Source organism: Vibrio sp. Vb2880, from assembly GCF_033337975.1.
Classification (GTDB): Bacteria; Pseudomonadota; Gammaproteobacteria; order Enterobacterales; family Vibrionaceae; genus Vibrio; species Vibrio alginolyticus.
Window position 1 is genome coordinate 15,249 of the sequence record NZ_JAWORT010000008.1, and the last position, 27,000, is coordinate 42,248.

The following is a 27,000-nucleotide window of genomic DNA, read 5'->3' on the forward strand; positions in this document are numbered from 1 at the left end:
TTAAGCGAACGTCAATCTCGAAGCATTACGTCCAATTGATCGACTAATTCGGCCCAATCTGCATCTTCTTCGATGGCTTGTTTTAGAAAGTTCGCCTGTGACATCGTCCAAAAGCTAGCTTCATGTAAAGGCGCAGAATCTCTTTTGTGTCGATGTTGATTAATAAAATCTTTCATTTCTTGAGGAGAGCTACCGAGGCCCAGTTGTTGAAATAGCTCAGCCATACCATGTTGATGCATTTCCATACTACTTTCTCCCTACGTTAGCTAAACATAATTATATAACTAAGACAGGAATAATGATGTGATGTTAACGGATGCGTGTCAAACATTTGAGTAGTTGTTCTACTTTTGGTTGACATGTGTTTTTTGATGGCGATAAGTTTAATTTTAGTTATCATTGATTTTAAACAATTAATTTTGGGGACTGCGCTTGAGTAATAAGATTCTGGTTGTTGAAGATAGTCGTGCATTTAAAAACTTTCTTTGCCAAACAATAAGCCAAGCTGGTTATGAGGTCATCGCAGCGGAAAGCTACGCGGAGGCAAAGAACTTGTTATCTTCAGCACAGGACCTCTTCTGTGCGGTTTTAGACTATTGTTTACCGGATGCTCAAGATGGCGAGATTATTGACCTCGTTTTGGAACATGGTCATCGTGTCATTGTTTTAACGGCTCGATTTCAAGAAGACACTCGCGAAAAGATGCTTGCAAAAGGTGTCCTCGACTATATTTTGAAAGACAGCATGGCGTCCGTTTCCTATCTATTACCACTCCTCAAGCGACTAACCAACAATCAACAACACAAATGTTTAGTCGTTGATGATTCACACACCGTAAGAAGACACATTGCCCAACTTTTGGAGCATCAATATATTCAGACGTTGGAAGCTGACAATGGGCAAAAAGCCCTAGAGCTTGTCGAGCAAAATCCAGATATCACTCTCGTTTTAACCGACCATGATATGCCCGTTAAAGATGGCATTACTATGGTGCGTGAATTACGTCGGAAGTGGGATAAAAATCAATTAGCCATTCTCGGCTTGTCGGGTAGTAACTCTAAGACCATGACGGCTAGGTTTCTAAAAGCAGGGGCCAATGACTTTTTATACAAGCCATTTAATCAAGAAGAATTTTTTTGCCGTATTCACCAACTGTTAGATATCAAAGACGCAACATCTGAACTGTTTAAAATGGCAAATCAAGATGCGCTAACGGGCTTATGGAACCGCCGCTTTCTGTTTGAGCAACCCCATGTAGAAAACGCTCAAAGAAACATCGCGATGCTTGATATCGATTTCTTTAAGCAAGTAAATGATACACACGGACATGAGGGCGGCGATGCAGTGTTAGTCATGATAGCGAATATTCTAAAAATCTATTTTCCAAATGATATTGTCGCTAGGCTTGGTGGCGAGGAGTTTTGTATTCAAGCCAGTGGCGACTATGACGGCTTTCTAACACGCTTAGAACAAATGAGACAGCGCATAGAAAAAACGCCAATAACTTATTTGGACAAAAACATTCTTGTGACCGCGAGTATTGGTGTAAGCAACATCGAGGGGGAGCTGGAACAACAAATAAAAGTGGCGGATGAGCGACTTTACATGGCCAAAGAGAACGGACGTAACCAAATCATTTCTTCGTCCTAATACTATCAGTGTGGTCTTGCTCTGTAACATGAGAGAAAGAAACAACAAAACACGGTATTGGGCTCTTTCTCGGACATCTGAGCTTTGGTTAGCTGCCTAAAAATAAAGCTCAGCAGAACGCTGAGCTTTATCACTTTCTTAGTACGATTAACCAATACTAAGCAATTCTATCTTTTTCCCACGCCGCCAATTTCTCAGCACGCGCAGCCTCGCGCGCTTCACGTTTTTTACGCGCATCGCAGGGTTCTGGACAATTACACACTTTTTCGATGCCAACTGCCCCTAAGCCACCACAGCTACCTTTCACGACTTTCTTTTGGAAAATGTATCCGACAGCCATTGCAGTGATTACCGCGACAAACACAGCAAAGGTAATTAGAAATGTATTCATAAAAACATGCTCACTTCTGTTGTTATTTCTTCATGAATGGCTTGTATGCTTCCGAAGCCAACTCTTTAAAACCATCTTCCGTTTTCACAATCATGAAAACAGGAATATTATTTTCGTTCGCAATTGCCATGCCTTTGTCTTCACCTAGCACCATAAGACCAGTTGCAAGACCATCAGCAGTCATCGACGATTTATCTAATACCGTTACAGACACCACTTTATGATGAATTGGTTTGCCTGTTCGTGGATTAATAATATGAGAGTATCTCACACCATTACTCTCAAAGTAATTACGATAGTCACCACTTGTTGCAATTGCCATGTCGCCTGGTTCAATAATTTCTTGAATTGAACGTTCATCAACGGTCGGTTTTTCAATTGCGATACGCCAAGGCACACCTTCACGATTGACACCTTTGAGACGCATTTCACCGCCAACTTCGACCATAAAGTTCTGTACCCCTTCAGATTGAAGGTAGTCAGCAACCACGTCAACCCCCCAACCTTTCGCAATCGTCGATAGGTCGACGTACAAGTTAGGAAGGTCTTTGGACAGTGTATTACCATCAACAGATAGGTGGTGAATACCGGTATTTGCTTTGCGAGCAGCGAGTTCTTCATCGGTTGGAACTACATCTGGACGAGCTTCTGGACCAAACCCCCACAGGTTAACTAGAGGGCCGACCGTCACATCCAATGCACCTAAAGTAAGACCGTTAAGGCGAATTGCTTCTTTCACTACCGTTGCAGTTTGTGTCGAAACTGTAAATGGCTCGCTCGTTTGATGCTGATTAAAACGACTTAACTCTGAGTCGTCACGATAGGTCGACATTTGGTCATTAACCTCTTCCAATAAGCGATCAATTTCTGTCTGCATCGCTTTTGGCGTTGGAATACCATCTTGCTCGATATACTTGATGTTGTAAGAAGTCCCCATGGTAGGGCCACTTAAATGAATTTGATCGGCAGGCTGCTCACAGCCAGCCAAAATCAATAGAGAAGCAAATGCAACAAGCCACTTTTTCACTTGTTAACTCCCAATGTTGTTGAATTGATATGGGAAATAGGATCAATCCTTTCAATCCGATTACCTATATCAACTGTTGAGTATCAGTTTTATGTCTATAAAAAATAATGGCTAGCTCTCTTGGAGAGCTAGCCATAGATTCAATCACTTGGAGGAATTAACCACCGAAGTCATCTAGTAGGATGTTTTCATCCTCTACACCTAGATCTTTTAGCATGCCGATTACAGCAGCGTTCATCATAGGTGGACCACACATGTAGTATTCACAGTCTTCTGGCGCTTCGTGATCACGTAGGTAGTTCTCGTAAAGAACGTTGTGAATAAAGCCAGTGTAACCATCCCAGTTATCTTCTGGAAGTGGATCAGACAGTGCACAGTGCCATACGAAGTTGTCATTCTCAGCTTGTAGCATATCGAAGTCTTCTACGTAGAACATTTCACGCTTAGAACGTGCGCCGTACCAGAAAGACATCTTACGCTTAGAGTGCAGACGCTTAAGTTGGTCGAAGATGTGTGAGCGCATTGGAGCCATACCAGCACCACCACCAACGAATACCATTTCTGCATCTGTATCTTTCGCAAAGAACTCACCAAATGGACCAGAAATAGTACACTTGTCGCCTTCTTTTAGAGACCAGATGTACGAAGACATGATGCCTGGTGGTACGTCTGGGTTGTTCGGCGGCGGAGTTGCGATACGAACGTTAAGCATGATGATACCGTGCTCTTCTGGGTAGTTAGCCATAGAGTATGCACGAATGGTCTCTTCATTAACTTTAGACTCGTAACGGAAAAGGTTGAACTTCTCCCAGTCTTCACGGTATTCCTCAGGAATATCGTAGTCTGCGTATTTCACGTGGTGAGCAGGAGCTTCAATCTGGATGTAACCACCAGCACGGAAAGGTACTGATTCGCCATCTGGAATTTGCAGCTTAAGCTCTTTGATGAATGTCGCTTTGTTATCGTTAGAGATAACAGTACATTCCCACTTCTTAACGCCGAAGATTTCTTCAGGAAGCTCGATATCCATGTCAGTTTTCATTGCTACCTGACACGCTAGACGCTCACCTTCACGCGCTTCACCTTTAGTAATATGGTCAAGCTCGGTTGGTAGGATGTCGCCACCACCTGATTTAACTTTTACGCGACACTGACCACATGAGCCACCGCCACCACAAGCAGAAGATACGAATACGCCAGCACCTGCTAGAGCACTCAGTAGCTTACCACCTGGTTGTGTAACGATCGCCAGAGAAGGGTCATCGTTCACAGAAATTGTAATGTCACCTGTTGGTACAAGCTTAGACTTAGCGAAAAGAATCACTAGTACTAGTGCTAGTACGATCAGAGTAAACATCACTACACCAAGAATAATGTCCATTGACTATTCCTTAATTGTTGCGGTTTACCCGACTTACAGTTGAACACCAGAGAAAGACATAAAGCCTAACGCCATAAGACCTACAGTGATAAATGTGATACCAAGACCACGTAGACCTGGAGGTACGTCAGAGTACTTCATCTTCTCACGGATACCTGCAAGAGCAACGATTGCTAGCATCCAGCCCACACCAGAGCCGAAACCGTAAACGATCGATTCAGCAAAGTTGTAGTCACGTTGTACCATGAAAGATACACCACCGAAGATTGCACAGTTTACTGTGATCAGCGGTAGGAAGATGCCTAGCGCGTTGTACAAAGGTGGGAAGAAACGGTCTAGGACCATCTCTAGAATCTGTACAAGTGCTGCAATTACACCGATAAAGGTGATGAAGTTTAGGAAGCTAAGGTCCACGCCCTCAACTAACGCGTTCTCTCTTAGAACTAGGTTGTATACCAGGTTGTTCACAGGAACAGCGATAGTCAGAACTACCACAACTGCAACACCTAGGCCGAAAGAGGTCTTAACCTTCTTAGATACGGCAAGGAAAGTACACATACCTAGGAAGAAAGACAGAGCCATGTTTTCGATGAAAATCGATTTAACTAACAGACTAATGTAATGTTCCATGACGTCCTTACTCCTTCGCTTCTACTTGTTCTGGTTTCAGAATACGGATTACCCAGATAAGGAAGCCGATTAGGAAGAATGCTGATGGTGCTAGTAGCATTAGGCCGTTAGGCTGGTACCAACCACCGTTGCTCACTAGAGGTAGAACTTCTAGACCAAATAGTTTGCCTGAGCCAAATAGCTCACGGAAGAAACCTACAGTGATAAGAACGAAGCCGTAACCTAGACCGTTACCAATACCGTCAATAAGAGATGGTACTGGCGCAGACTTCATTGCGAATGCTTCAGCACGACCCATTACGATACAGTTAGTGATAATCAGACCAACGAATACAGATAGCTGTTTAGAGATATCGTATAGGTAAGCTTTTAGCACTTGGTCTACCACGATTACTAACGATGCGATGATTGCCATCTGAACGATGATACGCACACTGTTAGGAATGTGGTTACGGATCAATGAAACAGAGAAGTTAGACAACGCAGTTACAAATGTTACCGCTAGTGTCATTACAAAAGCTGTTTCTAGTTTAGTTGTTACTGCAAGAGCAGAACATACACCAAGAACTTGTAGCGCGATTGGGTTGTTATCCAATACTGGCGCTAGAATGCTCTTTTTAACGTTTTGTGCACTAGACATTAGTTAAGTTCTCCGTCACGAACTTTTGCTAGGAAAGGACCAAAGCCCATATCACCTAACCAGAAGTCAAATGTGTGTTGAACACCATTACTAGTGAGCGTCGCTCCTGATAGGCCATCAACACCGTGCTCAGAACCTTGCGGTGCGCCGCCTTTCACGACCTTAATCGCTGGCTGGTGATCTTCATTGTACAATTTCTTGCCAATGAATTGATCGCGCCATGAAGGGTTCTCTACTTCACCACCAAGTCCAGGAGTTTCGCCTTGCTCGTAGTAAGTAATAGCAGACACAGTGTTACCATCAGTTTCAACGGCTACAAAGGCATACATCATCGACCATAGTCCTTTACCGTGCATAGGCAGGATAACTTTTTGGACTTCATCTTGATCTTTTACAAGGTACACCACTGCTGTATTCGCGCGACGACGGATATCAGCTACGTCTTCTTCTGGTGTCAATGCGATTGAACGTTCTGCATCTTTTGATGCTTCACGTTGATCGTACGTAGATGCATTACCCTCAGTAAAGTTACCTGTTTCAAGGTCTACTAGACGAGGTTCGATGTACTCAGCAAATAGCTCTGGTACTTTCTTACCGTTTGCGTCAATGCCTGCAACTTCAACGATCTTTGATTGCTTATCTAGGACAGCGTTAGCTTTTTGCTTATCACGCAGACCTACTGCTGCTGTTGATACGATGATTGAACAAACAAGGCTCAACCCGATAACAACACCCAGCGTCTTTTTAATGCTGTCGTTATTACTTGCCATAGCGTGCTAGTCTCCGCTTGATGTTCTTCTCAATCACTACATGGTCGAACAGAGGTGCGAATAGGTTCGCGAATAGAATCGCCAGCATCATACCTTCTGGGTACGCTGGGTTAACTACACGGATCATCACACACATTGCACCAATCAGGATGCCGTACCACCATTTACCTTTGCTAGTAAATGACGCTGATACTGGGTCCGTTGCCATGAAGAACATACCGAATGCAAAACCACCTAGAACTAGGTGCCAGTGCCATGGCATATTAAACATTGGATTAGTGTCAGAACCGATCACGTTAAACAGAGTCGATACTGCGATCATACCGATCATTACACCCGCAATGATGCGCCATGAAGCGATTCGCATGTAAACGATCATCGCTGCACCGATCATTAGAGCTAGAGTCGATACTTCACCAATTGAACCAGGGATGTTACCGATGAACGCGTCCATCCAAGTGATAGGAGCGCCAGTTACTGTGTTAACTAGAGCACCGTTACCACCTTGAGCCCATTGGCTAAGAGCAGTAGCACCAGAGAAGCCGTCAGCTGCAGTCCATACTACGTCACCCGAAATTTGCGCTGGGTAAGCGAAGAATAGAAATGCACGACCTGCAAGTGCAGGGTTAAGGAAGTTACGACCTGTACCACCGAAGATCTCTTTTGCTACAACAACACCAAATGTGATACCCAGCGCCGCTTGCCATAGAGGTAGCGTTGGTGGAACGATAAGTGCGAATAAGATAGAAGTTACAAAGAAACCTTCGTTAACTTCGTGCTTACGCACCATACAGAACAACACTTCCCAGAAACCACCAACAATAAATACTGTTGCGTAGATTGGCAGGAAGTAAGTCGCACCTAGTAGCATCTTACTGCCAACACCCGCTTCCGCACCGATAGTGCCGCCAAGCATTTCTGTTAGCCAGTAGTGCCAGTTACCTGCGATAACTGTCGCTAGTTGGTCACCAGCGTACATGTGGTTAAGTGCTGCAATAGCTTGGCCACCTGCGTTGTACATACCCCAGAACATTGCTGGGAATACCGCAAACCAAACCATGATCATGATACGTTTTAGGTCAACGCTATCACGAACGTGCGAGCTTTTATTTGTTACGATACCTGGCGTGTAAAAAACTGTTGCTACAGCTTCGTACAGGGCAAACCATTTTTCGTGTTTGCCACCAGGCTCAAAATGATGCTCGATGTCTTCAAGAAACTTTTTAAGAGCCATGAAAATTACCCTTCCTTCTCGATAGTATCTAGGCATTCACGAAGTAACGTACCGTACTCGTACTTACCTGGACATACAAAGGTACACAATGCTAGATCTTCTTCATCCAGTTCAAGCGCACCCAGTGCTTGAGCACTGTCTGTGTCGCCGGCACATAGATCACGAAGCAGCAAAGTAGGCTCCATATCTAGAGGCATTACGCGTTCGTAGTTGCCAATTGGAACCATTGAACGATCACTACCATTGGTCGTCGTTGTCATATTGAACAACTGACCTTTGAATACGTGACCAAGGAAAGAGCGAGTTACCGAGAACTTATTCTTACCAGGCATTGCCCAGCCAAATAGTTCTTTTTCACGGCCTTCACGTAATACAGAAACCTGTTGATGGTAACGGCCAAGGTATGCGTGTGGACCAGTTGCATGTGTACCTGTTAGTACTGAACCAGAGATCACACGAACTTCGCCAGGCATCAGCTCGTTATCTGTTAGGTCATCTAAGCTTGCACCCATTACGGTACGAACTAGACGAGGGTTATTCACAACTGGGCCAGCTAGAGACACAACACGATCTGTGCATAGCTCACCAGTTAGGAACAGCTTACCGAACGCGATAACGTCTTGGTAGTTGATGCTCCATGCCACATTCTCTGCATTTACTGGGTATAGGAAATGCATGTGGGTGCCAGCAAGACCTGCTGGGTGAGGGCCATCGAAGACGTGTTCTTCTACGTTAGACTGTGAAGAGCGTGGCAAGCTAGTGCCAGATTTACATACGTAAACCTTGTCTTCTGTCAGGGCTGAAAGAATGTCTAGACCAGCAATGAATGCTTCTTGTTGCTCATTAATGATCAACTCAGGCTTAGCTGCTAGTGGATTAGTATCCATTGCAGTTACGAAAATAGCCTTAGTAGAAGACTCGATTGCAGGAACCTTGCTAAACGGACGAGTACGTAAAGCGGTCCATAAGCCAGAGTCAACCAACTGAGTCTTGATCACTTCACGATCTAGACCTGAAAGTTGAGCGGCTTCGAACTTATCAAATGTCACCTGCTCTTCACCTGCCACTTCAATCACTACAGATTGAAGGACACGTTTAGCGCCACGGTTAACTTCGATCACTTTACCGGCTGCTGGTGCAGTAAATTTCACGCCTGGGTTCTTTTTATCTTCAAAAAGAACTTGCGCTTTTTTCACTTCATCACCAACGCGGACATGCATGGTAGGTCGCATGCCAACGTACTCTTCGCCAAGCAAGGCGACTTTTTTGATGGTCTTACCATCATTAATCACCTGGGATGGAGTTCCTGCGATAGGAAGATCCAAGCCCTTCTTTATTGTAATCATACGCACTTGCACTACTTTTATCGGGAAAAAGATTCTTTTGATTGCGTAACTTTTAGACACGACATCAGTGTCCGGTTTTGATGTTGTTTTAAACATCAAAATCGCAACATCCTATTAAAAATCTCGTCACAAGGAATACGCGAGATTTATCAGGTGCCGTAGTCTAGCATTTTTTAGGAACTTGATGCCATGATCAATCATTAGAATAGAGGGGTTATTTCGGTAGAATCAGGTCTAAAAGGTCAAAGAATAGTCATAACTTTGACCCATCGCACAAATGCCATATTCCATACATATCTTATGGAAAAGTGATATTCATCGCCTGAAATATTCTGCAATTTCCATTCATTTGTTGAAACACTGTTAACACATTTTTTAACCAGAATTTGTGCCACGTTAACGTCCCTAAAGAATGTAAAACGAAAAAAGATGGCCTTAAGCCACCTTTCTCTGCACCTTTATATCTTGCGTTTTTAGTGACCACCACCCATACACATCGGGCTATCAGGGGCGCCATCTTGTTCACGCTTCCACTCTTCATCAGTGTATGTATGAATAGCTAATGCATGAATGTGGTTATCCAGTTCATCTGCCAAAATTTGATGAACTTGACGATGGCGCCCAATCAAACGCTGTCCCGCGAACGAATCACTCACAACAATCACTTTGAAATGACTCTCTGAGCCTGGTGGCACATTATGCATGTAGCTCTCATTAATGACTTTGAGATAGCTGGGTTGCAGCTCACTGTGTAGTTTCTTCTCTATGATTTCTTGGATCATATTCGTTCCTCATTGATGCGAATTCCATAAGTATATACCTAAGTAAAGCAGACATGCATCACTCAAACATCACTCTCATTATTGACGCACTTTGTAGACATATTGTCTCAAGGCCCTCGACTCCATGAACATGCCTAGAGAGCGGCCATCACTGAACTCGTAAAATTTGACAGCTTTTTGTATCTCGACACGTCATCATTTGCGACAATAACACTTAATTTCTAAATCAACTTACATTTAGCTATGAAAACCGAACTGAACCTTCACGAGCGAAGCTTAACACTTCATCGTTTCCCAAAACGTAGTAACGAAACGCTACAAGCGTGGGATGCCGGTGATGAGTATCTTATTAATCATGTTGAAGAGCTTGCTTTGCCAGACAATCAAAACATCCTCGTGATTAATGACAGCTTTGGTGCCCTCTCCTGCTGGTTTTCGGAAAAGCACCATGTAACGCTAATGAGTGATTCATTCATCTCACATAAAGGTGCACAGCAAAATCTCGAGCAAAACCAGTGCAATAAAGTAGCGTTTGCCACCACGATGGACCTCGTTCCTGCCAATATTGATCTCGTCTTGCTGCAACTGCCCAAAAGTAACCGCCATCTAGTGTGGATACTAAGCCAATTAAGAAAGGCGCTACCGGCTTCCTGCCCCGTCTTTGCAGTCAATAAAGCGAAAGACATTCACACTTCGACGCTAAAACTGTTTGAAAAATACTTAGGCGAAACAAAAACATCTTTGGCCTGGAAAAAGCACAGATTGGTGTTTTCTCAAGCAACAGTTGAGCCTCCGATTGAAGTAATGCCTTTCACGACTTGGCGCGTTGATGGCGAAGATATCGAACTCAAGAACATGCCAAATGTCTATTCAGGAGAAAGTTTAGATTTAGGTGCACGCTTTATGCTGCAGCACCTGCCTCAAGACCCTTCGATAGACAATGTCATCGACCTCGGCTGCGGCAATGGTGTTCTGTCTGTTAAATTTGGTCAGTTGAATCCAAATGCTCGGCTAACATGTGTTGATGAAAGTTTTATGGCGCTTGAGTCGGCAAAACAGAACCTACGCGACAACCTTGGTGAAAATAGAGACATACAGTGCATAGCGAACAATTGCTTGGACGGTTTTAAACACAGCAGCAGCTCTATGGTTATGTGTAATCCACCGTTTCATCAACAACAGGCAATCACCGATCATATTGCTTGGCAAATGTTCTGCGATGCTAAACAAGTATTAAGTGAAAATGGCCGTTTACTGGTTATCGGAAATCGTCACCTCGGGTACGACGCAAAACTCAAACGTCTGTTTGGCGATAAAAATGTGAAACTTATCGCTTCCAACAATAAGTTTGTGATTTTACAGGCTACAAAAAATCCTGCTAAATTAAGCGCAAAATAAGCTTTAGCAAAATAGTTAAAAGGAATAATAAAATGAGAAAATTGGTACTTGCGGCTTCGGTTGCGTTGCTTGCTGCGTGTTCAGCCCCTCAACAACCTCAGCTGAACCTGATGCCAGAAAGCACATTGAGCACCAATCCAATTGTTCAAGGCAAGACTTACAGTTTGACCAGCAAAGATGTACGTGCAGCGCAGTACGTGGCGTTGGTGGATAACGGCCGTTCGAACATTCTTCCTCTTCATGCTAAACAGAATTTACGTATTGCGTTAGAAGAAGCATTAGAGAAGCAATTCTCATCTCAAGGTTTCCATGCGGATCTAAACAGCAACAACGCGATTGAATTGAGCGTTCAAGAAGCGTTGGTCAACGTGAAGCATTCGGTGATGGAAAATGAGATGGATGCTAAAGTTGTGCTGGAAATCACAGCAGAGACACCTGAGGGCAAGCTAGTCAAAACTTATACAGGTACAGCAAAGCGATCTGGCACATTGAGTGCTTCTGATGCCGATATTGAAGAGACATTGAATGATGTGGTGACATTGACGCTTAAAGAGATTGCCAATGACCCTGAGCTTCGTCAATACATGCAGGAGCGTTTCTAATGTTACGCAAAGCGATTCTGTCTTTAGCACTACTCAGCTGCAGCGTTTGGGCTGGACCAAAAATAGCGTTTGAAACGACACTTGGTTCATTTACGGTTGAGTTAAACGAAGAGAAAGCACCTATCACTGTCGCTAATTTTCTAAAATATGTAGAAGATGGGAGCTACGAGGGTACTATTTTTCATCGTATTATCCCAGGCTTCATGGCACAAGGTGGCGGCTTTAACCAAGATATGCAGATGGTGAAAACATACGCGCCAATCAAAAACGAAGGAAATAATGGTCTAAACAATGACCGTGCTACCATCGCCATGGCACGAACCAATGCACCAAACTCTGCAACTCGTCAGTTTTTCGTCAACTTAGTCGACAATGACTTTCTCAACTATGGCGCTCGACCACCAGGTTATGCTGTATTTGGTGAGGTTACTGAGGGGTTCGACGTTATCCAGAAAATGGCTCAGCAGCCGACCACGACGGTAGGCCGAATGCGTGATGTACCAGAGACGCAAATCGTCATCACCAAAGCTACACTACTTAAATAGCCAAAACGATAAGCCCTTTGAATAATCGAAGGGCTTTCTCTTTCAACGGCTTCATTTTATTGGATTGATTTATGTCTTCATTACCTTCCATCACTTGGTTGGAAACGGTAAAAAGTTACCTCGATAAACGACTCATGTGGGTTTTCATGCTGGGCTGCTCTAGCGGCTTTCCGTGGGTTCTTATCGGTTCAAACATGTCAGGTTGGCTAAAAGATGCCGGCTTGACCCTCTCCGCAATTGGCTATTTTGGTAGCGTTTTTGCGGTCTATGCGATCAACTTTCTGTGGGCACCTCTGGTTGACCGCGTGAAGCTGCCAGTCCTCTTTAGACTGCTGGGGCAAAGACGTAGCTGGATTTTCTTTTGTCAAAGTATCGTACTCGTCGCTACCCTATTTATTGCCGGTGTTAATCCAGCGGAAAACTTGGTGTTTGCGTCACTACTCGCCTTGTGTATTGCAACGGCTTCAGCGACACAAGACATCGCAATTGATGCTTTTCGTATTGATACTTTCCCAAAGTCAGAAGAGTCTAAACTACCTCAAGCTTCTGCAATGGCGGTCATTGGCTGGTGGACAGGTTATTCACTACCGGGTTATTTAGCGTTTGTTAATGCTGACAGTGTCGGTTGGAATGGTGTGTATTACGGGATGGCGGTGATAGTCGGCATTCTAATGGTCTTTACGATTTTAGTCGGTGAACCTAAGACTCAACGCGAACAACTTCAGTCTGCCGCTGAACAACGCCACAAAGAAGTGGTTGGTTCGAAAGTCGTAGCTTGGTTTACCGTGACTGTTGTGGAACCTTTCCTTGATTTCTTTAATCGCAATGGTGTCCGTGTCGCGATTACTCTGTTGCTGTTCGTTTTCCTATTTAAAATTGGCGAAGCGTTTTTGGGCAGGATGTCGATCGCGTTCTACAAAGATATTGGTTTTAGCAATGAACAAATTGGCTATTACTCCAAACTGATTGGTTGGGGAGCCACCATCTTCTTTACTTTTGTCGGAAGCATGTTCAACGTTAGGTTTGGTATTGTACGTGGATTAATGATCGGCGGTATTGCTATGTCTGCCAGCAACTTGATGTTTGCTTGGATTGCTTCGGTAGGCCCAAACGAGCACTTGTACTTAGCCACGATTATTGTCGATAACTTTACGACTGCTTTCTCAACTGTCGCTTTTGTTTCATTTTTGACGATTCTAACCGGACAAGCATTTTCGGCAACTCAGTATGCGTTGCTTGCCTCTCTAGGAAACTTCGGACGGACGACTCTTGCTTCTTTCAGTGGCGAGCTAGTGGATTATCTTAATGATTGGAGCACATTCTTCGTGCTTACCGCTGTCATGGTCGTGCCAAGCTTGATTATGTTGTACTCGCTACGACATTACTTTGATGCTCTATTGGAAAAAGCACGTCACAAGCATTAACGAAACATATAAAAACCACCGAATTCGGTGGTTTTTGTTTTGCGAGATATAAGATAAGAGGTCTATGGGTATAACCCTTTACCAAACATATTAAATATACGTGCCACGCCTTGAGTAAAGATCATCGGCTCAGTCAATACGGTTAAACACAAGCAGTCTTCTCCGGCCTTAGTGTAAGGGCTGTGCTTCACTGATGCGTCTCTAATCATCAAATCGCCCTCTTCATATTGGCCATCCTCGTCACTAAATCCACCATGTAGGATCAATGTAGCCTCCAGGCCTTTGTGCGTATGTTGAGGGATTTGCACATCTTCCCCGATGTACATTAAGCTGACACGAGCGTCTTCCCCTAGATCAATCTGAGCACTGAAAACCTTGCCTCCGTAACTTCTCCATGACCCTACGAGGTCAGAGAAACGCGCTAAGGTTTTAGGAAGAGCGAAGCTTTTTCCTGCCACATTAACAGCAGCAGAGTCGCGGATCACGATGTTATCAGTCGCTGGCTCCGCGTTGATGATGTCATTGAACATATCGTCAAATTCAGAAACATACTCAGAAGGTATGTCACTTACGATGTTCGCTTGACTTGCTTCGACTTGGTTCACATAAGCTCGGCACTTGGTGCATGTTTCTAAATGGGTTGCGACCACAAGACCAGAAACTGCATCAATGCTTCCCGAAGCGTATGCTTCTAACAAGCTGTTATCTGGGTGTTTGTTCATAGTTGCTCCGTATGCATTGAATGCCTTAGCTTTTCTACTGCAAGCCTCAGCCTGGATTTTACGGTACCGAGGGGTATATCAAATAATTCCGCGACCTGTTGATGAGGTAACTCTTCAAGATATACCGCTTGTAAAACATCTCTCTGGTTTTTCGGTAATATATCTAAAAACTTAACCACCTGTTCTTTCAACATATCTTGTTCTGGTGAATAGTGATCAACAAGATCAGGTGGATAATACTCTGACGGCCAAATGTCATCAGAATGAATGTGTAATTCCTTACCTTTCTGTTTTCTGAGCAGATCAAAACAAAGGTTTCGGATTATGGTATATATCCAAGTCGATAACGCGCTCTTTTCACCATCATAGAGGTGCGCTTTCTGCCAAACTGTCGCCATGGTCTCTTGCACCATCTCCATAGCAACTTGCTCATTACCAACATGTTTGTAAGCGAATTGCTTCAGCTTGGGTGCGTAAAAACGGAATACAAAAGCGAACGCGTCTTTGTCTCGAGCCTTCACTTTATCCATGTAATCGTTCCAATCACTGCGCCCCAGTTTTTTCGGGCTATCACTCATCATAATCGGCCTTAATTTGTGGGAGGAGTCTCCTCCTCCCATTCATCCTAATCGGTCACGTCATCGACCAACAAGTTGAAACCACCGTTGTTCCCATCATCAATGGCAACGACTTGGTACACAACACCGTTCATTACATTGACTGGTGCTGAGTCAACCGCAACAATACTTGGGTTACCAGCCACTGTTACCGTTACATAATATGTACCTTCAGCGACATATAATCCTTGTACACTATTTTTATACGCAAAATTAGCAATAGTTGGATCACTTCCATCTATTCCTGCACTCGTAGTGAGGTAAATATCCACCATTTCCGCTATAGGATTAGCCGCCGCGTGTGTCACATTCAATGTCGCGCTAGTCGCCACAGCGCGTCTCATATCTTCAACAACCAGAGCTTCGATATCAATCGCTGGGCTAACAACACCGACTGCATAAACACTGTAATCCATTCCACCTGCAACCATTAACCCGTCAACATCTATGATCGGATTGGTTGTTGTGCCATCCACGTAAACGTCAATATCGTAAGCGCCAGCAGCAAGATCCAAATAACCACGAATCTCTTTGAACGCTAAGTCGGCAAGAGGAGCGAAGGCCGCCCCGTTAACGTTAACATCGACGACTGGCGCTCCATCGACAAGGTGTCCGACTCTTACTTCAGCTTGGCTGCCCATATCTTCAATTATAGAAGAGCCCGAACCGTCCAACACCAAGAGTTTGACAGGTGACGTGCTATTCGAATCTCCTGTGCCGATAGCGGCAATCGTCAAGTTGGAATTAGCCGCAAGAGGTACTGTGCCGGAGTCAAAAGCAACGCTGTCTCCTACGGCAAGTCGAACTTGATACTCACCAGCTGGGATGTTCAATACGTCGGTAGAAGCTTTGTAAGCAAGGTTAGTTATTGGAGTCGCGCTAGCAAGAGCAACACCTGGCTCAGTGACATAAAGATCAACAGCAGGAACGCCTGAAGCTGCATGAACAACTTGAACATCTAGACTATTGGCATCTGCCATTGAATCGGCGCTGCGAGTCACAACTAAAGGCTCAACTGGGTTTGGCGAACCATCGGCATCGCCAACAACGAACACGTTATAATTGAGGTCGGAATCAAGATCTAGTTCTGTTTTAGGTATTACGGTCGCGGTTTCATTACCTGGGAGCTGAACATCGACCTGAATCGAATTCATCCCCTCTCGCAATTTAACGTAGCCAGATCCCACACCATAATCAACATTCGTTAATGATGGTTTATCGTTGATCCACACATTTGCAAGCGGCGCATCAGAAGACGCGTGCACTGCTTGTAAATTGGAATACTCAATAGTGTCACTGTCGGAGCCACACGCCGCCAGTCCTAATGCCGCCACCATAGTTAGCGCAGCTCTGCCAAATCCTTTCATATCCTTGCCTCTTTGTTAGTCGGGGCTTCTATGGCTTCTGTCAGAAATTGCAACGCAGGAATGCAGTTCTCTGCGCCAACGAGCTGTTCGAACAGATTGCAGTCTAAAGGAAGTAATTCAAGCCAGCGCTGGGTCACCCAAGCTGAGTCATCGTAAAAACGATGCTGGTAGAGGTTTCCAAGTTGAGGAAACTCTTCATAAACATGGGATAACTGCTGGCTTAAATAGAAGAAATCTGGTGAGTTGTCTGGATGTTGCCAATTGTCTAACCATTCGACCTCTGCATGGCGTAAGCCGTCCGCATCTGCACGAACTCGTTTGACAACAAAGCGTTTCTCACCAGCGACTGTAATACCAAGAAGACCATCACTGAGTGTTTCAAAATCAACGATCCTGACCAAAGTTCCGATAGATGAAACGTTACCCACGTCTTTAGGGTCACCTTCACTTCCTACTAGGCAAACTCCAAAACCCACATTTTGTAGGCTGCATTCCTTTACCATTCGCTTATATCGTGGCTCAAAAATGCGCAGATTCATTTTACCTTCAGGGAGTACAACTGAAGTGAGTGGGAATAACATGACTTCTTTCATTCAAACGTCCTCTTTGATTCACGGATACATACGAATCCCTTATCACTCCGATCACTAACGATTTATGTTGGTTAATCGACTGGCTTAAAAAGTCATAAAATCGCTCACGCAAACGATCCAAATCACACATTTATTGCAATAAAATGCAACAAACAAAAAGTTCCGTAAATAAAGATAATTTCGTGATGCAACTCACCAAAAACGTTTCATTTTGCACCCTTTATCACTTTCATTTGGGATTTTTATCGCTATTATTCCCGCCAATTGGAAAGCGCAGCACAGATTGCGTGTTCTGAATCATTACAAACATAGAGAGTCCCCTTATGCGTAAATCACTTTTAGCTCTTAGCCTTCTAGCGGCTACTTCAGCTCCAGTTATGGCGGCAGATTACTCTGACGGCGATATTCACAAAAACGATTACAAGTGGATGCAATTTAACCTAATGGGTGCATTTGACGAACTTCCAGGTGAGTCTTCACACGACTACCTAGAAATGGAATTCGGCGGCCGCTCTGGTATCTTCGACCTTTACGGCTACGTTGATGTATTTAACCTAACTTCTGATCCAGGTAGCGACAAAGCTGGCGCAGAGAAGATCTTTATGAAATTCGCTCCACGTATGTCTCTAGATGCGGTAACTGGTAAAGACCTATCTTTCGGTCCAGTTCAAGAGCTATACGTTGCAACTCTAATCGAGTGGGGTGGTAACTCTGGTGTTAACTCTCAAAAAATCGGTCTAGGTTCTGACGTAATGGTTCCTTGGTTTGGTAAAGTTGGTGTTAACCTATACGGCACTTACGACGGCAACAAAAAGGATTGGAACGGTTTCCAAATCTCGACTAACTGGTTCAAACCATTCTACTTCTTCGAGAACGGTTCATTCATTTCTTACCAAGGCTACATCGATTACCAATTCGGTATGGATGATGCTGCTGGTAACAAGTTTGGTTCAACCGCGTCAAACGGTGGTGCAATGTTCAACGGTATCTACTGGCACTCAGACCGCTTCGCAGTGGGTTACGGTCTAAAAGGTTACAAAGACGTGTACGGTATCAAAGATACTGATGGGTTCAAGTCAACTGGCTTTGGCCACTACCTTGCTGTAACTTACAAGTTCTAATTGAACCACTAAGTTTGCTCAAAAATGGCGCCTTTCGGCGCCATTTTTATTTGCTTTCCTTTTTTCCCTCATTATCCTTGCAGCAAACCTTTTTAATGAGAGCGTTTGGTGAATATCCTTATCCTCGGTCCAGGTGCGGTGGGCTCACTCTGGGCAACAAAATTTAAGCTTGCCGGGCACAATGTTTCATTGTGGGGAAGAAGTTCTGAAAGCCAACAATCACTTCAGTTGGATGACACACCCGCAAACGTATTCAGTAATCAAGATATTTCCTCCGTAAATCAAGCGGACCTCATTTTGATCACGGTAAAAGCTTGGCAAGTGGAAGACGCCATTCAGCCTTTACTGCCTCATATCAATACAGACACGATTATCATGCTGATGCACAATGGTATGGGTACTGCCTCTGCCGTGGAGAAGGTTGTGCCAAACAATCCGATAGTGCTCGCAACAACGACGCACGGCGCATACAAACCAGATAACCAACACGTATTGCATACCGGTCACGGAACAACGCAAGCGGGTGGTTATAATGACAAAGGAATGCAGTGCACTTTTCTGCAAGATGTTATGCATAATGCCCTTCCAGAGGTCATTTGGAATCCACACATCCAATCTGCGTTATGGACTAAGTTAGCGATCAACTGCGCGATTAACCCACTGACTGCGATTCTCCAGTGTAAGAATGGTGAACTTGCGAAGCCCGAGTTTAAGATACAACTCGAAAGCATCACTCAAGAACTGGTTGAAGTAATGAGTAAAGAAGGTATTGCTATCGAGTTTCGCTCTCTTTTCGATACGGTAATGCAAGTGGTGAACGCCACAGCTGAGAACTATTCTTCAATGAGACAAGACGTATTCCATCAGCGTCGAACGGAAATTGATTTTATAACCGGATACTTGTTAAAGGCTGCCGAGAAACATCGCATCAATACGCCTGAGAATTTAAAACTTTACCAACGCATCAAACAAATAGAACAAAGCTGGACAGAACAATGAGTAAGAAAATCTTAGTGCCAATCGCTCCAGGCACCGAAGAAATGGAAGCCGTCACCGTTATCGACATGATGGTTCGCGCGGGTTATGACGTTACGGTAGCGAGTGCTGCTTTTGATGGCTCATTGACGATGAAAGCTTCTCGCGGAGTCACATTAACGGCAGATTGTAAGCTGGTCGATATCGCTGATGATGAGTTTGATGCCATAGCGCTTTCTGGTGGTGTTGGTGGTGCAGAAATTTTCCGTGATAGTACGGTGATGATAGAAATCCTTAAGCAGCACATCTACGAGGGAAAATTGGTCGCAGCTATCTGCGCAGCACCAGCGTTGGTATTGCAACACCATGATCTTTTCCCACAATCACTGATGACCTGTCACCCGAGCTTTCAGTCGCATATCCCGGTAGAGAAGTGGCGCAGTAAACGTGTGACCTTTGATATCAACCACAACCTGATCACTAGTCAAGGTCCGGGTACAGCTTTAGAGTTCGCGATGGAAGTAATCATTCAACTCTCAGGTAAAAAACACGCATGGTCAGTTGCTGAACCAATGATCCCTCTGCCTACTCTGCACTACCACAAGCTTGGTGAAGAATAATGTTTGACGTAAATGCTGTACGCGAGCAATTTCCTGCTCTAAACCAATCCGTCAACGATACGCCCTTAGTGTATCTAGATAGCGCAGCGACAACGCAAAAACCGCAATGTGTGATTAATGTCATCAGTCATTACTACAGTGCGCAAAATGCCAATGTTCACCGTGGCAGCCATAGTTTAACGGCTAATGCCACCAGCCAATTTGAAGCGGCACGAGAACGAGTGGCAAGCTTTATTGGTGCAAACAGCTCTAAAGAGATCATTTGGACACGGGGCGCAACCGAAGCACTGAACTTAATTGCTCAAACCTACGCCCGTAGCACGTTACAACCAGGTGATGAGATCTTGATTAGCGAGATGGAGCACCACGCCAACATCGTGCCCTGGCAAATCGTGGCAGAGCAAACGGGTGCTAAAGTCATTAAAGTTCCGATGACATCAGATTGCCAGTTCGACATCAGTGCATTTGAGGCGCTTCTGTCTGACCGCTGTAAAATTGTTGCTTGCGCACAAATAACCAACGTAACAGGCACACGCCAACCTATCGAAAAAATCACTGAACTGGCGCACAACGTTGGCGCGGTTGTTGTAGTTGATGGCGCGCAAGGCATCGTACATGAGCAACTTGATTTATCGACATCAGATATCGATTTCTACGTTTTCTCAGGTCACAAACTTTATGCACCAGCAGGCATTGGGGTTTTATACGGCAAGCTTAAACTTTTGGAAGCCATGCCACCATGGCACGGCGGCGGTAAAATGGTTGAACGTGTTTCTTTCGAGAAAACGACGTTTTCTGCACTTCCTGGTAAATTTGAAGCGGGCACACCAAACGTTGCGGGCGCGATTGCTCTAGCGAAAGCCATTGAGTGGTACCAAGGTTTTAACCATCACGAAGTAGAGGATCATCTCCATGTGCTTCAGGATAAGGCCTACCAAGCACTAAGCGCTTTGGATGACATCCATATTCTAGGCTATCAACCGAATGCCTCTGTACTGACGTTCGTCATGGACGGCGTTCATCACCAAGACATGGCGACGCTGCTCGATCAACAAGGCATTGCGGTACGAGCAGGACACCACTGCGCTCACCCATTGATGGATGCGCTAAACGTTAAAGGCACGGTACGCGTTTCTTTTGGTATTTATAACACGGCTGAAGATGTGGATAGACTCATCGCCGCCGTAGAAAAAGCCGTCGACATGCTATAACGCCAACGGTTTGATTTGGAGTAACCAACAAGGTTACTCCATCTGCCTATCCAGAGTCGCCACGCAATTTCTGCCATTTCTTTTCGCAGCATAAAGCGCTTTATCTGCATGCGCATACAAACGTTTGGTGGTTTCATTTCTGCCTATTTCCACCACGCCTACACTCACCGTGACCGGAATTTCAATCTTTTCAAATTCGAACTGACAATTTTGAATGTGGGAACGTACTTCCTCTCCTACCTCTTTCGCCGCCGACATAGAAGTTTCAGGCAAAATAATCGCAAACTCCTCCCCTCCGACTCTTGCAAAAATTTCGTCTTTGACGAGTAAGTGAGAAACCAAATCAGCTAAGGTCTCTAAGACATAATCCCCCGCATCATGACCACGTTTATCATTGATGACTTTAAAAAAGTCCAAATCAAACAATAACAACGCGGAGTGATAGTTCGGCTCTTGAGCTTTAATGACCTCTTCTGTGAGCTTTTCGAAAAAGACACGTCGATTGTAGATGTTGGTAAGAGCATCAATTTGGCTTTGATGGCGAAGAAGGGTTTCAACTCGGTGGCGATTGGAGATGTTGCGTGTAAGAATAAGGACAACGCGACGACCTCGGTATTTTATAGCGAGTGGGCAGATCTTGCCTTCGTAGTATAGGTCGCCTCTTGGCCCACTGTTAGCATCTATTCCCTGAATGCTGTCGGCGCACATCTTGTACTCGATCGTCACAATACTGTCTTGTTTCAGTGATCGACTGATCTGCTCGATAAACCAGTCAGCTTTATCTTTCTCGAGTACGCTGTGCAGCGTCTCACCTATCAAATTACTTCCATCGTGATAGGCTTTTTTATCTGTTCCTCCAAAAACATCAATATAGATACCATCTTCACTCAGAATAAAAGTGGGGTCTGGCATTCCGGATAACACGTCTTGCGCATGTTCCAAGGTGAATTGCATATAGGGAGGTTCCTAGCATTTGTATCTAAGTAACCCAATCGCTTCCAAGTGTGTTTCCACATTGGGGAATAGGAGCGAATGGGGCATATGTCTATTATCTAATATAGACAAATTTTAAATACAATTGAGTTTATAAAAACCAAGTGGGCAATATAATCAACCAGGATCAATAGAATGGTTAATTAACGCTAAAATAGTCGACCATTTGCATACTTTTTATCCATATGCAAAAAATATCTCAACTCAGATACAAAAAACGCCAAACAGCCAGGCTATTCAGCGTTTTTTAAGAATTGGGAAAATGACTCGTTACACGGCGGTTTGCTTAATCTGCTCTACAATAGCTTTCAAGCCATTACCACGTGACGGGCTTAAATGGGAGACAAGCCCCAGCTGATCAAAATAAGCATCAATATCAAATGCTTGAATTTGATCGGCCGTTTTTCCGTCATAAGCCGCCATCACCAAGGCAATCAATCCACGGACGATACGCGCATCGGAGTCCGCACAAAAATGCCAAACGCCATCTTGCTCTTGGCTCACTAACCACACCAAGCTTTCACAACCCGAAACGGTAACTTGTTCTGATTTCAGCTCTTCTGGCATTTGTGGCAGCTTTTTACCCCACTGAATAACCTGACGGTAGCGATCTTCCCAGCCTTGAAATTGTTGCATAGTCGCTACAATATCTTCGCTGGTGATATCTGTACCAAATGGAGAAACGGGAAAATCTGTCATGATGCGCTCTTCTTCTAGTTTACTTCTTATATTTTGAAATCAACTTCTCAACGATTCGCGATACCGCGACAAAGCCAAACGTTGCAGTTACAACAGTCGCCGCACCAAAACCGCTAGCACAATCCATACGTTTTGGGCCTTCCGCTGTCGACTTCACACCACACACTGAACCGTCTGCTTGAGGGTACTTCAGCTGCTCGGTTGAAAACACGCAATCAATACCAAACTTACGAGCCGGATTCTTAGGGAAGTTATGATGACGACGCAGGGTGTCTTTGATTTTCTTCGCTAGAGGATCTTGGATCGTTTTCGTTAAATCAGCGACCATAATCTGCGTTGGGTCAACCTGACCACCAGCACCACCCGTGGTGATCACTTTGATCTTGTTGCTGCGGCAATACGCCAACAAAGACGCCTTCGCTTTTACGCTGTCAATCGCATCTAGCACGTAATCAAACTCTTTGCTTAAGTACTCATGTTGATTGTCTGGCGTGATGAAATCATCAATCAGATTGACTTTACACTCTGGGTTGATCAATTTGACACGCTCGGCCATCACTTCAATCTTGCTTTGGCCAACGGTGCCCGTCATCGCATGAATTTGGCGGTTAATGTTCGTGACACAAACATCATCCATATCAATCAGAGTCAACTCACCGATCCCAGTACGGGCCAGCGCTTCGACCGCCCATGAACCCACGCCACCAATACCAATAACACAAACGTGTGCAGCGCGAAGAATGTCCACTTCACTGTTGCCATAAAGACGACGAGTGCCGCCAAAGCGTTGATTGTAGCTGTCAGATGCTGGGGTATCGAGTTCACGCATATTGAAGTCCAGATGATCGATAGAAAAACAAAGAGTGCGATTTATACGCACTCTTTGATGAAATGTCTAGATAAGAGGCGGTTCCTCTTTCTTGGGTCGCTATTGTAGCTTTTCTGGCGGCAAAGCCCAAGGCGCTTGAGTTGGTGAGTTTTCCAGCCCAAGTTTCCAAACTCGACCAAAATGCTTGTAGTGCCCTGCTTCCGTTCCTGCTCTCGCACCAATGCCATGATACAGATCCAAATGGTTCTGTTTTACCGCACCACCAGTGTCTAAAACGATCAGCATTCGCAGTTGATGCGCACCGCTCCACGTACCATCCGCATTCAGCAATGGTACTTCCGCCAAGATTGGTGTGCCCATTGGTAAGATAGAACGGTCACCCGCGACCGCGGCCATTGGCAACAAAGGAATACCAGCCGACCCCGTTACTGGCGCTTCCGCTTTTGGCGCAAAGAAGACGTAAGAAGGGTTTTGCTCCAACAACTCGCGTACTGTTGCGTCGTCGTTGTCCATTACCCATTCTTTAATCGCTTTGAGAGACATTTTTTCACGCGGCACTTCACCACGTTCAATCAAAATGCGGCCAATACTAACGTAAGCTTTATTATTTTTCCCTGCGTACGCGAAGTACTCCAACGTATCATCATCTTCAAAATGCACATAGCCACTGCCCTGCACTTCCATCATAAACGGGTCAATACGATTAGGCGCATAACCTAGCACTAAACCTTGGCCATCTAATGCCCCGTTGTAGATCTCCGCGCGAGTCGGACAATCTGATGAGCAGTTTGGCTTGCCATAAACTGGGTACTTAAAAATGTCGTTTGGTGTATGACGCAGCTCCATCACGGGAGAAAAGTATCCGGTAAACAGTACATTACCTTTTTGATCACCACCGCCTAATTGCGCAGCTTGAATGCCAAACGCACTCAACGCGCTGGTGTCTCCGCTTTGTTGCGCCCACTCACTTAATCGTTGATATAGCGGTTGGTAAATCTTCGCCATGGATGGTGACTTTATCACCACTTGCTCTGCTTGCTTGTTAAATTCAGTAAAATCGCGTGGTTTGTTAGACTCAACTACGTCCACTTTATTGAGGAGCTGAGGAAACTCACCATCAAGATATTGCTGAGCACGATCATTTTGTTGAGCACAGCCAAAGAGTAGGCTCAAAGAGATAATAGGAAGGAGTTTTTTTAACACGTGTCTTTTCCGTAAAAGAGAATAGCAAAAGGATGGCAAACAAATGAATACGACGCAATTGAAAAGCAACGACAAAATGTTTCAACGCTAAGCCAATCCGTTTACTCGTTGTAAATTCATTCAGTTAATGCAACATGATAACAGCGGAAGAATTACGGAATTGTCCGGATTATGTTTGAAAGTAAAATTTACTGATTGAGAGATGAAGTTGTGATCATCCATGTGACTCACAGACGAAAAAGCTGTCAGCTTAAGAGACAATAATAAAAACGACTATCTTACCGCAATCCTTGCACGCCCCTCTAAACGGAATACAGGTAGATAATGTGCATTAGCATCCAGCTTCATTTCTGCATGCTGCTTACCCACAAAATTGAAGTGCCGCTCATTTGAACCCACTCGATACGAAAACGAATCCCCATCGAATTCAAAACTGGTCGCCACTGTAGAACCATTTACGGTAACACCGCGCTCACTCAACACAAATTCTTCACGAGCATAAGGCGCAACATCTTGCTCAACCCAGCGACCATAAATTGTCGATTTGGGAATGGGCGGATTAATGGTTCGAGTAATCAAATCACTATACAGCATGCACACGACAACGGTTCCAACTATCGCTATAAGCATGAGAGAACGCTCTAGCCACTTACGAAACATTGATTTAGATGACGTTTTTGACAGATTGGAAGCAGTGATCGCAGCATTCTTATTAACAGCAGAAGACATGAGGTTCACGTATTGAGGAAAGACGCCACCATTGTAACCTTCCCTCTTAACGGGACCAAGAACCTACCTCAATATGTTTGTGCTTTATTCCAAAATTTCACCTTGCCACCAAGTGAATAAAAAGGCATTATTTTAACATAATTAAACAAAGGAATGGCTGTAGTGAAAATTCGTAGTACTGCTCTCGTAAAAGGATTCCGTCAATCAACACCTTATGTCAATGCTCACCGCGGAAAAACCATGGTGATCATGCTGGGCGGAGAAGCCGTCGCACACAAAAATTTTGGCAATATTATTAATGATATCGCACTCATGCACAGCCTCGGAATCAAAGTCGTGGTGGTGTATGGTGCACGTCCTCAAATTAATCAGCAGCTAGAAAAACAAGACCTCACTACGCCTTACCACAAAAATATCCGCATTACGGATGAATCGGCTTTATCTGTTGTTATGCAAGCTGCCGGACAACTTCAACTTGCGATTACTGCGCGCCTATCAATGAGCCTCAACAACACTCCGATGGCAGGTACCCAGCTCAATGTCGTTAGCGGAAACTACATCATTGCCCAACCACTCGGCGTTGATGATGGTGTGGACTATTGTCATAGTGGACGCATTCGCCGCATTGACACCGATGCTATCAACCGCACTCTTGATCAAGGTTCAATTGTTCTGCTAGGTCCCATTGCGAGCTCTGTGACTGGCGAGTGTTTTAACTTACTTTCTGAAGAAGTCGCGACACAACTGGCGATAAAGCTGGGTGCGGATAAGCTGATTGGTTTTTGCTCCGAACAAGGTGTCATTGATGACAACGGCAATGCTGTCGCCGAGTTACTACCAATTGAGGCGGAGCATGTCATCAAAACGCTTTCTGAAAATACGTCTCCTGACCTAGATTACAACACTGGAACACTGCGCTTTCTTAAAGGATCTATTGCCGCTTGTCGTGCCGGAGTGCCTCGTAGCCACTTGATCAGCTATAAAGTGGATGGAGCCCTAATTCAGGAGTTGTTCTCTTTCGACGGTATCGGAACCCAAGTCGTTATGGCGAGCGCTGAACAAGTGAGGCAAGCTAATATTGACGATATTGGCGGTATCTTAGACCTCATTCGCCCGTTAGAAGAACAAGGTGTACTGGTTAGGCGCTCTCGAGAACAGCTAGAGCAAGAGATTGGAAAATTTACCATCATCGAAAAAGACGGCTTGATTATTGGCTGTGCTGCCCTTTATCCATACCCAGAAGAGCGCAAAGCTGAGATGGCTTGCGTAGCGATTCACCCTGACTATCGTGATGGGAACCGAGGTTTGTTACTGCTCAACTACATGAAACATCGTTCTAAATCCGAAACCATTGATCAGATCTTTGTCCTCACGACACACAGTCTGCATTGGTTCAGAGAGCAAGGTTTTTACGAAGTCAGTGTCGACTATTTGCCCGGAGCCAAACAAGGGCTATATAACTTCCAGCGTAAGTCAAAAATCTTAGCGCTAGATTTGTAGC

At 44.6% G+C, this 27,000-nt stretch carries 29 protein-coding genes; 10 read left to right on the forward strand and 19 right to left on the reverse strand.

Annotated features, from left to right (window positions below):
* Positions 1-11: 11 nt before the first annotated feature.
* Positions 12-245 (reverse strand): DUF2789 domain-containing protein, encoded by a 234-nt coding sequence (locus R7M92_RS10855; protein ID WP_005380277.1) that lies wholly within the window; start codon positions 243-245, stop codon positions 12-14.
* Between the two features lie 187 nt (positions 246-432).
* On the opposite strand from R7M92_RS10855, the gene R7M92_RS10860 reads away from it, so the two are divergent.
* Positions 433-1,650: a response regulator gene (locus R7M92_RS10860; RefSeq protein WP_005380276.1), complete on the forward strand. Its 1,218-nt coding sequence runs from the start codon at positions 433-435 to the stop codon at positions 1,648-1,650.
* Positions 1,651-1,807: 157 nt separating this feature from the next.
* Here the strand turns inward: R7M92_RS10860 and nqrM are convergent, their stop codons facing one another.
* From nqrM to bolA, 9 genes are all read right to left on the reverse strand, one after another.
* A complete protein-coding gene (gene nqrM, locus R7M92_RS10865) occupies positions 1,808-2,041 on the reverse strand; it encodes a (Na+)-NQR maturation NqrM (protein WP_005380273.1) in 234 nt (77 codons plus the stop codon).
* A 22-nt stretch (positions 2,042-2,063) separates the two neighbouring features.
* Positions 2,064-3,068 carry an FAD:protein FMN transferase gene (locus R7M92_RS10870; protein WP_005380272.1) on the reverse strand — a complete coding sequence of 335 codons (1,005 nt, stop codon included), beginning with the start codon at positions 3,066-3,068 and terminating at the stop codon, positions 2,064-2,066.
* Positions 3,069-3,225: 157 nt separating this feature from the next.
* Positions 3,226-4,449 (reverse strand): NADH:ubiquinone reductase (Na(+)-transporting) subunit F, encoded by a 1,224-nt coding sequence (gene nqrF, locus R7M92_RS10875; RefSeq protein WP_005380271.1) that lies wholly within the window; start codon positions 4,447-4,449, stop codon positions 3,226-3,228.
* Between the two features lie 33 nt (positions 4,450-4,482).
* The gene (nqrE, locus tag R7M92_RS10880) at positions 4,483-5,079 is read right to left on the reverse strand and encodes an NADH:ubiquinone reductase (Na(+)-transporting) subunit E (protein ID WP_005380270.1); all 597 of its coding nucleotides are present in this window, start codon (positions 5,077-5,079) and stop codon (positions 4,483-4,485) included.
* 7 nt (positions 5,080-5,086) lie between these two features.
* Positions 5,087-5,719: an NADH:ubiquinone reductase (Na(+)-transporting) subunit D gene (locus R7M92_RS10885; RefSeq protein ID WP_005380269.1), complete on the reverse strand. Its 633-nt coding sequence runs from the start codon at positions 5,717-5,719 to the stop codon at positions 5,087-5,089.
* Entirely contained in the window at positions 5,719-6,489 is a 771-nt protein-coding gene (locus tag R7M92_RS10890; RefSeq protein ID WP_005380267.1) for a Na(+)-translocating NADH-quinone reductase subunit C, read from the reverse strand. Before R7M92_RS10890 ends, R7M92_RS10885 begins: the two co-directional genes overlap by 1 nt.
* Positions 6,479-7,723 (reverse strand): NADH:ubiquinone reductase (Na(+)-transporting) subunit B, encoded by a 1,245-nt coding sequence (locus R7M92_RS10895; RefSeq protein ID WP_005380265.1) that lies wholly within the window; start codon positions 7,721-7,723, stop codon positions 6,479-6,481. The genes R7M92_RS10890 and R7M92_RS10895 overlap by 11 nt, the downstream gene beginning before the upstream one ends.
* A 5-nt stretch (positions 7,724-7,728) precedes the next feature.
* Positions 7,729-9,069, reverse strand: a complete 1,341-nt coding sequence (locus R7M92_RS10900) for a Na(+)-translocating NADH-quinone reductase subunit A (RefSeq protein WP_042521444.1) — start codon at positions 9,067-9,069, stop codon at positions 7,729-7,731.
* Between the two features lie 473 nt (positions 9,070-9,542).
* On the reverse strand, positions 9,543-9,851 hold the full coding sequence (bolA, locus tag R7M92_RS10905; protein WP_005380262.1) for a transcriptional regulator BolA: 309 nt from the start codon (positions 9,849-9,851) through the stop codon (positions 9,543-9,545).
* 243 nt (positions 9,852-10,094) lie between these two features.
* On the opposite strand from bolA, the gene R7M92_RS10910 reads away from it, so the two are divergent.
* The 4 genes from R7M92_RS10910 to R7M92_RS10925 all read left to right on the forward strand — a co-directional run bounded on the left by R7M92_RS10910 (position 10,095) and on the right by R7M92_RS10925 (position 13,820).
* The gene (locus R7M92_RS10910; RefSeq protein WP_054865671.1) at positions 10,095-11,249 is read left to right on the forward strand and encodes a methyltransferase; all 1,155 of its coding nucleotides are present in this window, start codon (positions 10,095-10,097) and stop codon (positions 11,247-11,249) included.
* Between the two features lie 32 nt (positions 11,250-11,281).
* A complete protein-coding gene (locus R7M92_RS10915) occupies positions 11,282-11,851 on the forward strand; it encodes a YajG family lipoprotein (RefSeq protein ID WP_005380259.1) in 570 nt (189 codons plus the stop codon).
* Positions 11,851-12,396 carry a peptidylprolyl isomerase gene (locus R7M92_RS10920; RefSeq protein ID WP_318133366.1) on the forward strand — a complete coding sequence of 182 codons (546 nt, stop codon included), beginning with the start codon at positions 11,851-11,853 and terminating at the stop codon, positions 12,394-12,396. The genes R7M92_RS10915 and R7M92_RS10920 overlap by 1 nt, the downstream gene beginning before the upstream one ends.
* Positions 12,397-12,467: 71 nt before the next feature.
* On the forward strand, positions 12,468-13,820 hold the full coding sequence (locus R7M92_RS10925) for an AmpG family muropeptide MFS transporter (RefSeq protein WP_005380257.1): 1,353 nt from the start codon (positions 12,468-12,470) through the stop codon (positions 13,818-13,820).
* A gap of 62 nt (positions 13,821-13,882) precedes the next feature.
* Here R7M92_RS10925 and R7M92_RS10930 read toward each other — a convergent pair whose 3' ends face one another.
* From R7M92_RS10930 to R7M92_RS10945, 4 genes are read right to left on the reverse strand one after another with little or no spacing between them, the layout of a single operon-like run.
* A complete protein-coding gene (locus R7M92_RS10930) occupies positions 13,883-14,542 on the reverse strand; it encodes a ChrR family anti-sigma-E factor (RefSeq protein ID WP_318133368.1) in 660 nt (219 codons plus the stop codon).
* Positions 14,539-15,123 (reverse strand): RNA polymerase sigma factor, encoded by a 585-nt coding sequence (locus tag R7M92_RS10935; RefSeq protein WP_005380255.1) that lies wholly within the window; start codon positions 15,121-15,123, stop codon positions 14,539-14,541. Before R7M92_RS10935 ends, R7M92_RS10930 begins: the two co-directional genes overlap by 4 nt.
* A gap of 44 nt (positions 15,124-15,167) precedes the next feature.
* Complete coding sequence (locus R7M92_RS10940) at positions 15,168-16,526, reverse strand: DUF4397 domain-containing protein (RefSeq protein WP_005380254.1); 1,359 nt, start codon at positions 16,524-16,526, stop codon at positions 15,168-15,170.
* Positions 16,523-17,119 carry an LON peptidase substrate-binding domain-containing protein gene (locus R7M92_RS10945; RefSeq protein ID WP_005380253.1) on the reverse strand — a complete coding sequence of 199 codons (597 nt, stop codon included), beginning with the start codon at positions 17,117-17,119 and terminating at the stop codon, positions 16,523-16,525. Before R7M92_RS10945 ends, R7M92_RS10940 begins: the two co-directional genes overlap by 4 nt.
* Before the next feature lie 323 nt (positions 17,120-17,442).
* Between R7M92_RS10945 and R7M92_RS10950 the strand changes: the two genes are divergently transcribed.
* From R7M92_RS10950 to csdA, 4 genes are all read left to right on the forward strand, one after another.
* A complete protein-coding gene (locus tag R7M92_RS10950) occupies positions 17,443-18,240 on the forward strand; it encodes an outer membrane protein OmpK (protein WP_005380251.1) in 798 nt (265 codons plus the stop codon).
* Positions 18,241-18,348: 108 nt separating this feature from the next.
* On the forward strand, positions 18,349-19,239 hold the full coding sequence (panE, locus tag R7M92_RS10955; RefSeq protein WP_206949382.1) for a 2-dehydropantoate 2-reductase: 891 nt from the start codon (positions 18,349-18,351) through the stop codon (positions 19,237-19,239).
* On the forward strand, positions 19,236-19,835 hold the full coding sequence (locus R7M92_RS10960) for a DJ-1 family glyoxalase III (RefSeq protein ID WP_213962822.1): 600 nt from the start codon (positions 19,236-19,238) through the stop codon (positions 19,833-19,835). Before panE ends, R7M92_RS10960 begins: the two co-directional genes overlap by 4 nt.
* Positions 19,835-21,046, forward strand: coding sequence for a cysteine desulfurase CsdA (gene csdA / locus R7M92_RS10965; RefSeq protein ID WP_213962823.1), 1,212 nt, complete (start codon positions 19,835-19,837; stop codon positions 21,044-21,046). The genes R7M92_RS10960 and csdA overlap by 1 nt, the downstream gene beginning before the upstream one ends.
* Positions 21,047-21,079: 33 nt before the next feature.
* On the opposite strand, the gene R7M92_RS10970 is transcribed toward csdA, so the two are convergent.
* The 5 genes from R7M92_RS10970 to R7M92_RS10990 form a co-directional block, all read right to left on the reverse strand.
* Entirely contained in the window at positions 21,080-22,000 is a 921-nt protein-coding gene (locus R7M92_RS10970) for a GGDEF domain-containing protein (protein ID WP_213868643.1), read from the reverse strand.
* Between the two features lie 309 nt (positions 22,001-22,309).
* Positions 22,310-22,738, reverse strand: a complete 429-nt coding sequence (gene csdE, locus R7M92_RS10975) for a cysteine desulfurase sulfur acceptor subunit CsdE (protein WP_017636016.1) — start codon at positions 22,736-22,738, stop codon at positions 22,310-22,312.
* A gap of 19 nt (positions 22,739-22,757) precedes the next feature.
* A complete protein-coding gene (tcdA, locus tag R7M92_RS10980; protein ID WP_005380241.1) occupies positions 22,758-23,567 on the reverse strand; it encodes a tRNA cyclic N6-threonylcarbamoyladenosine(37) synthase TcdA in 810 nt (269 codons plus the stop codon).
* A gap of 99 nt (positions 23,568-23,666) precedes the next feature.
* Positions 23,667-24,770 carry a murein transglycosylase A gene (mltA, locus tag R7M92_RS10985; RefSeq protein WP_318133371.1) on the reverse strand — a complete coding sequence of 368 codons (1,104 nt, stop codon included), beginning with the start codon at positions 24,768-24,770 and terminating at the stop codon, positions 23,667-23,669.
* A 273-nt stretch (positions 24,771-25,043) separates the two neighbouring features.
* Positions 25,044-25,499: a DUF2850 domain-containing protein gene (locus R7M92_RS10990; RefSeq protein WP_054728413.1), complete on the reverse strand. Its 456-nt coding sequence runs from the start codon at positions 25,497-25,499 to the stop codon at positions 25,044-25,046.
* 162 nt (positions 25,500-25,661) lie between these two features.
* Here R7M92_RS10990 and argA point away from each other — a divergent pair, with 162 nt between their 5' ends.
* On the forward strand, positions 25,662-26,999 hold the full coding sequence (argA, locus tag R7M92_RS10995) for an amino-acid N-acetyltransferase (protein ID WP_086047007.1): 1,338 nt from the start codon (positions 25,662-25,664) through the stop codon (positions 26,997-26,999).
* The last annotated feature ends 1 nt before the right edge of the window (position 27,000 follow it).

What these genes read in the sequence shown, in the direction of transcription:
- R7M92_RS10855 (WP_005380277.1), bottom strand. Translation starts at nt 245, where the DNA reads ATGGAAATGCATCAACATGGTATGGCTGAGCTATTTCAACAACTGGGC.
- nqrM (WP_005380273.1), bottom strand. Translation starts at nt 2,041, where the DNA reads ATGAATACATTTCTAATTACCTTTGCTGTGTTTGTCGCGGTAATCACT.
- nqrF (WP_005380271.1), bottom strand. Translation starts at nt 4,449, where the DNA reads ATGGACATTATTCTTGGTGTAGTGATGTTTACTCTGATCGTACTAGCA.
- nqrE (WP_005380270.1), bottom strand. Translation starts at nt 5,079, where the DNA reads ATGGAACATTACATTAGTCTGTTAGTTAAATCGATTTTCATCGAAAAC.
- R7M92_RS10885 (WP_005380269.1), bottom strand. Translation starts at nt 5,719, where the DNA reads ATGTCTAGTGCACAAAACGTTAAAAAGAGCATTCTAGCGCCAGTATTG.
- R7M92_RS10890 (WP_005380267.1), bottom strand. Translation starts at nt 6,489, where the DNA reads ATGGCAAGTAATAACGACAGCATTAAAAAGACGCTGGGTGTTGTTATC.
- R7M92_RS10895 (WP_005380265.1), bottom strand. Translation starts at nt 7,723, where the DNA reads ATGGCTCTTAAAAAGTTTCTTGAAGACATCGAGCATCATTTTGAGCCT.
- R7M92_RS10900 (WP_042521444.1), bottom strand. Translation starts at nt 9,069, where the DNA reads ATGATTACAATAAAGAAGGGCTTGGATCTTCCTATCGCAGGAACTCCA.
- bolA (WP_005380262.1), bottom strand. Translation starts at nt 9,851, where the DNA reads ATGATCCAAGAAATCATAGAGAAGAAACTACACAGTGAGCTGCAACCC.
- R7M92_RS10910 (WP_054865671.1), top strand. Translation starts at nt 10,095, where the DNA reads ATGAAAACCGAACTGAACCTTCACGAGCGAAGCTTAACACTTCATCGT.
- R7M92_RS10915 (WP_005380259.1), top strand. Translation starts at nt 11,282, where the DNA reads ATGAGAAAATTGGTACTTGCGGCTTCGGTTGCGTTGCTTGCTGCGTGT.
- R7M92_RS10920 (WP_318133366.1), top strand. Translation starts at nt 11,851, where the DNA reads ATGTTACGCAAAGCGATTCTGTCTTTAGCACTACTCAGCTGCAGCGTT.
- R7M92_RS10925 (WP_005380257.1), top strand. Translation starts at nt 12,468, where the DNA reads ATGTCTTCATTACCTTCCATCACTTGGTTGGAAACGGTAAAAAGTTAC.
- R7M92_RS10930 (WP_318133368.1), bottom strand. Translation starts at nt 14,542, where the DNA reads ATGAACAAACACCCAGATAACAGCTTGTTAGAAGCATACGCTTCGGGA.
- R7M92_RS10935 (WP_005380255.1), bottom strand. Translation starts at nt 15,123, where the DNA reads ATGATGAGTGATAGCCCGAAAAAACTGGGGCGCAGTGATTGGAACGAT.
- R7M92_RS10940 (WP_005380254.1), bottom strand. Translation starts at nt 16,526, where the DNA reads ATGAAAGGATTTGGCAGAGCTGCGCTAACTATGGTGGCGGCATTAGGA.
- R7M92_RS10945 (WP_005380253.1), bottom strand. Translation starts at nt 17,119, where the DNA reads ATGAAAGAAGTCATGTTATTCCCACTCACTTCAGTTGTACTCCCTGAA.
- R7M92_RS10950 (WP_005380251.1), top strand. Translation starts at nt 17,443, where the DNA reads ATGCGTAAATCACTTTTAGCTCTTAGCCTTCTAGCGGCTACTTCAGCT.
- R7M92_RS10960 (WP_213962822.1), top strand. Translation starts at nt 19,236, where the DNA reads ATGAGTAAGAAAATCTTAGTGCCAATCGCTCCAGGCACCGAAGAAATG.
- csdA (WP_213962823.1), top strand. Translation starts at nt 19,835, where the DNA reads ATGTTTGACGTAAATGCTGTACGCGAGCAATTTCCTGCTCTAAACCAA.
- R7M92_RS10970 (WP_213868643.1), bottom strand. Translation starts at nt 22,000, where the DNA reads ATGCAATTCACCTTGGAACATGCGCAAGACGTGTTATCCGGAATGCCA.
- csdE (WP_017636016.1), bottom strand. Translation starts at nt 22,738, where the DNA reads ATGACAGATTTTCCCGTTTCTCCATTTGGTACAGATATCACCAGCGAA.
- tcdA (WP_005380241.1), bottom strand. Translation starts at nt 23,567, where the DNA reads ATGCGTGAACTCGATACCCCAGCATCTGACAGCTACAATCAACGCTTT.
- R7M92_RS10990 (WP_054728413.1), bottom strand. Translation starts at nt 25,499, where the DNA reads ATGTCTTCTGCTGTTAATAAGAATGCTGCGATCACTGCTTCCAATCTG.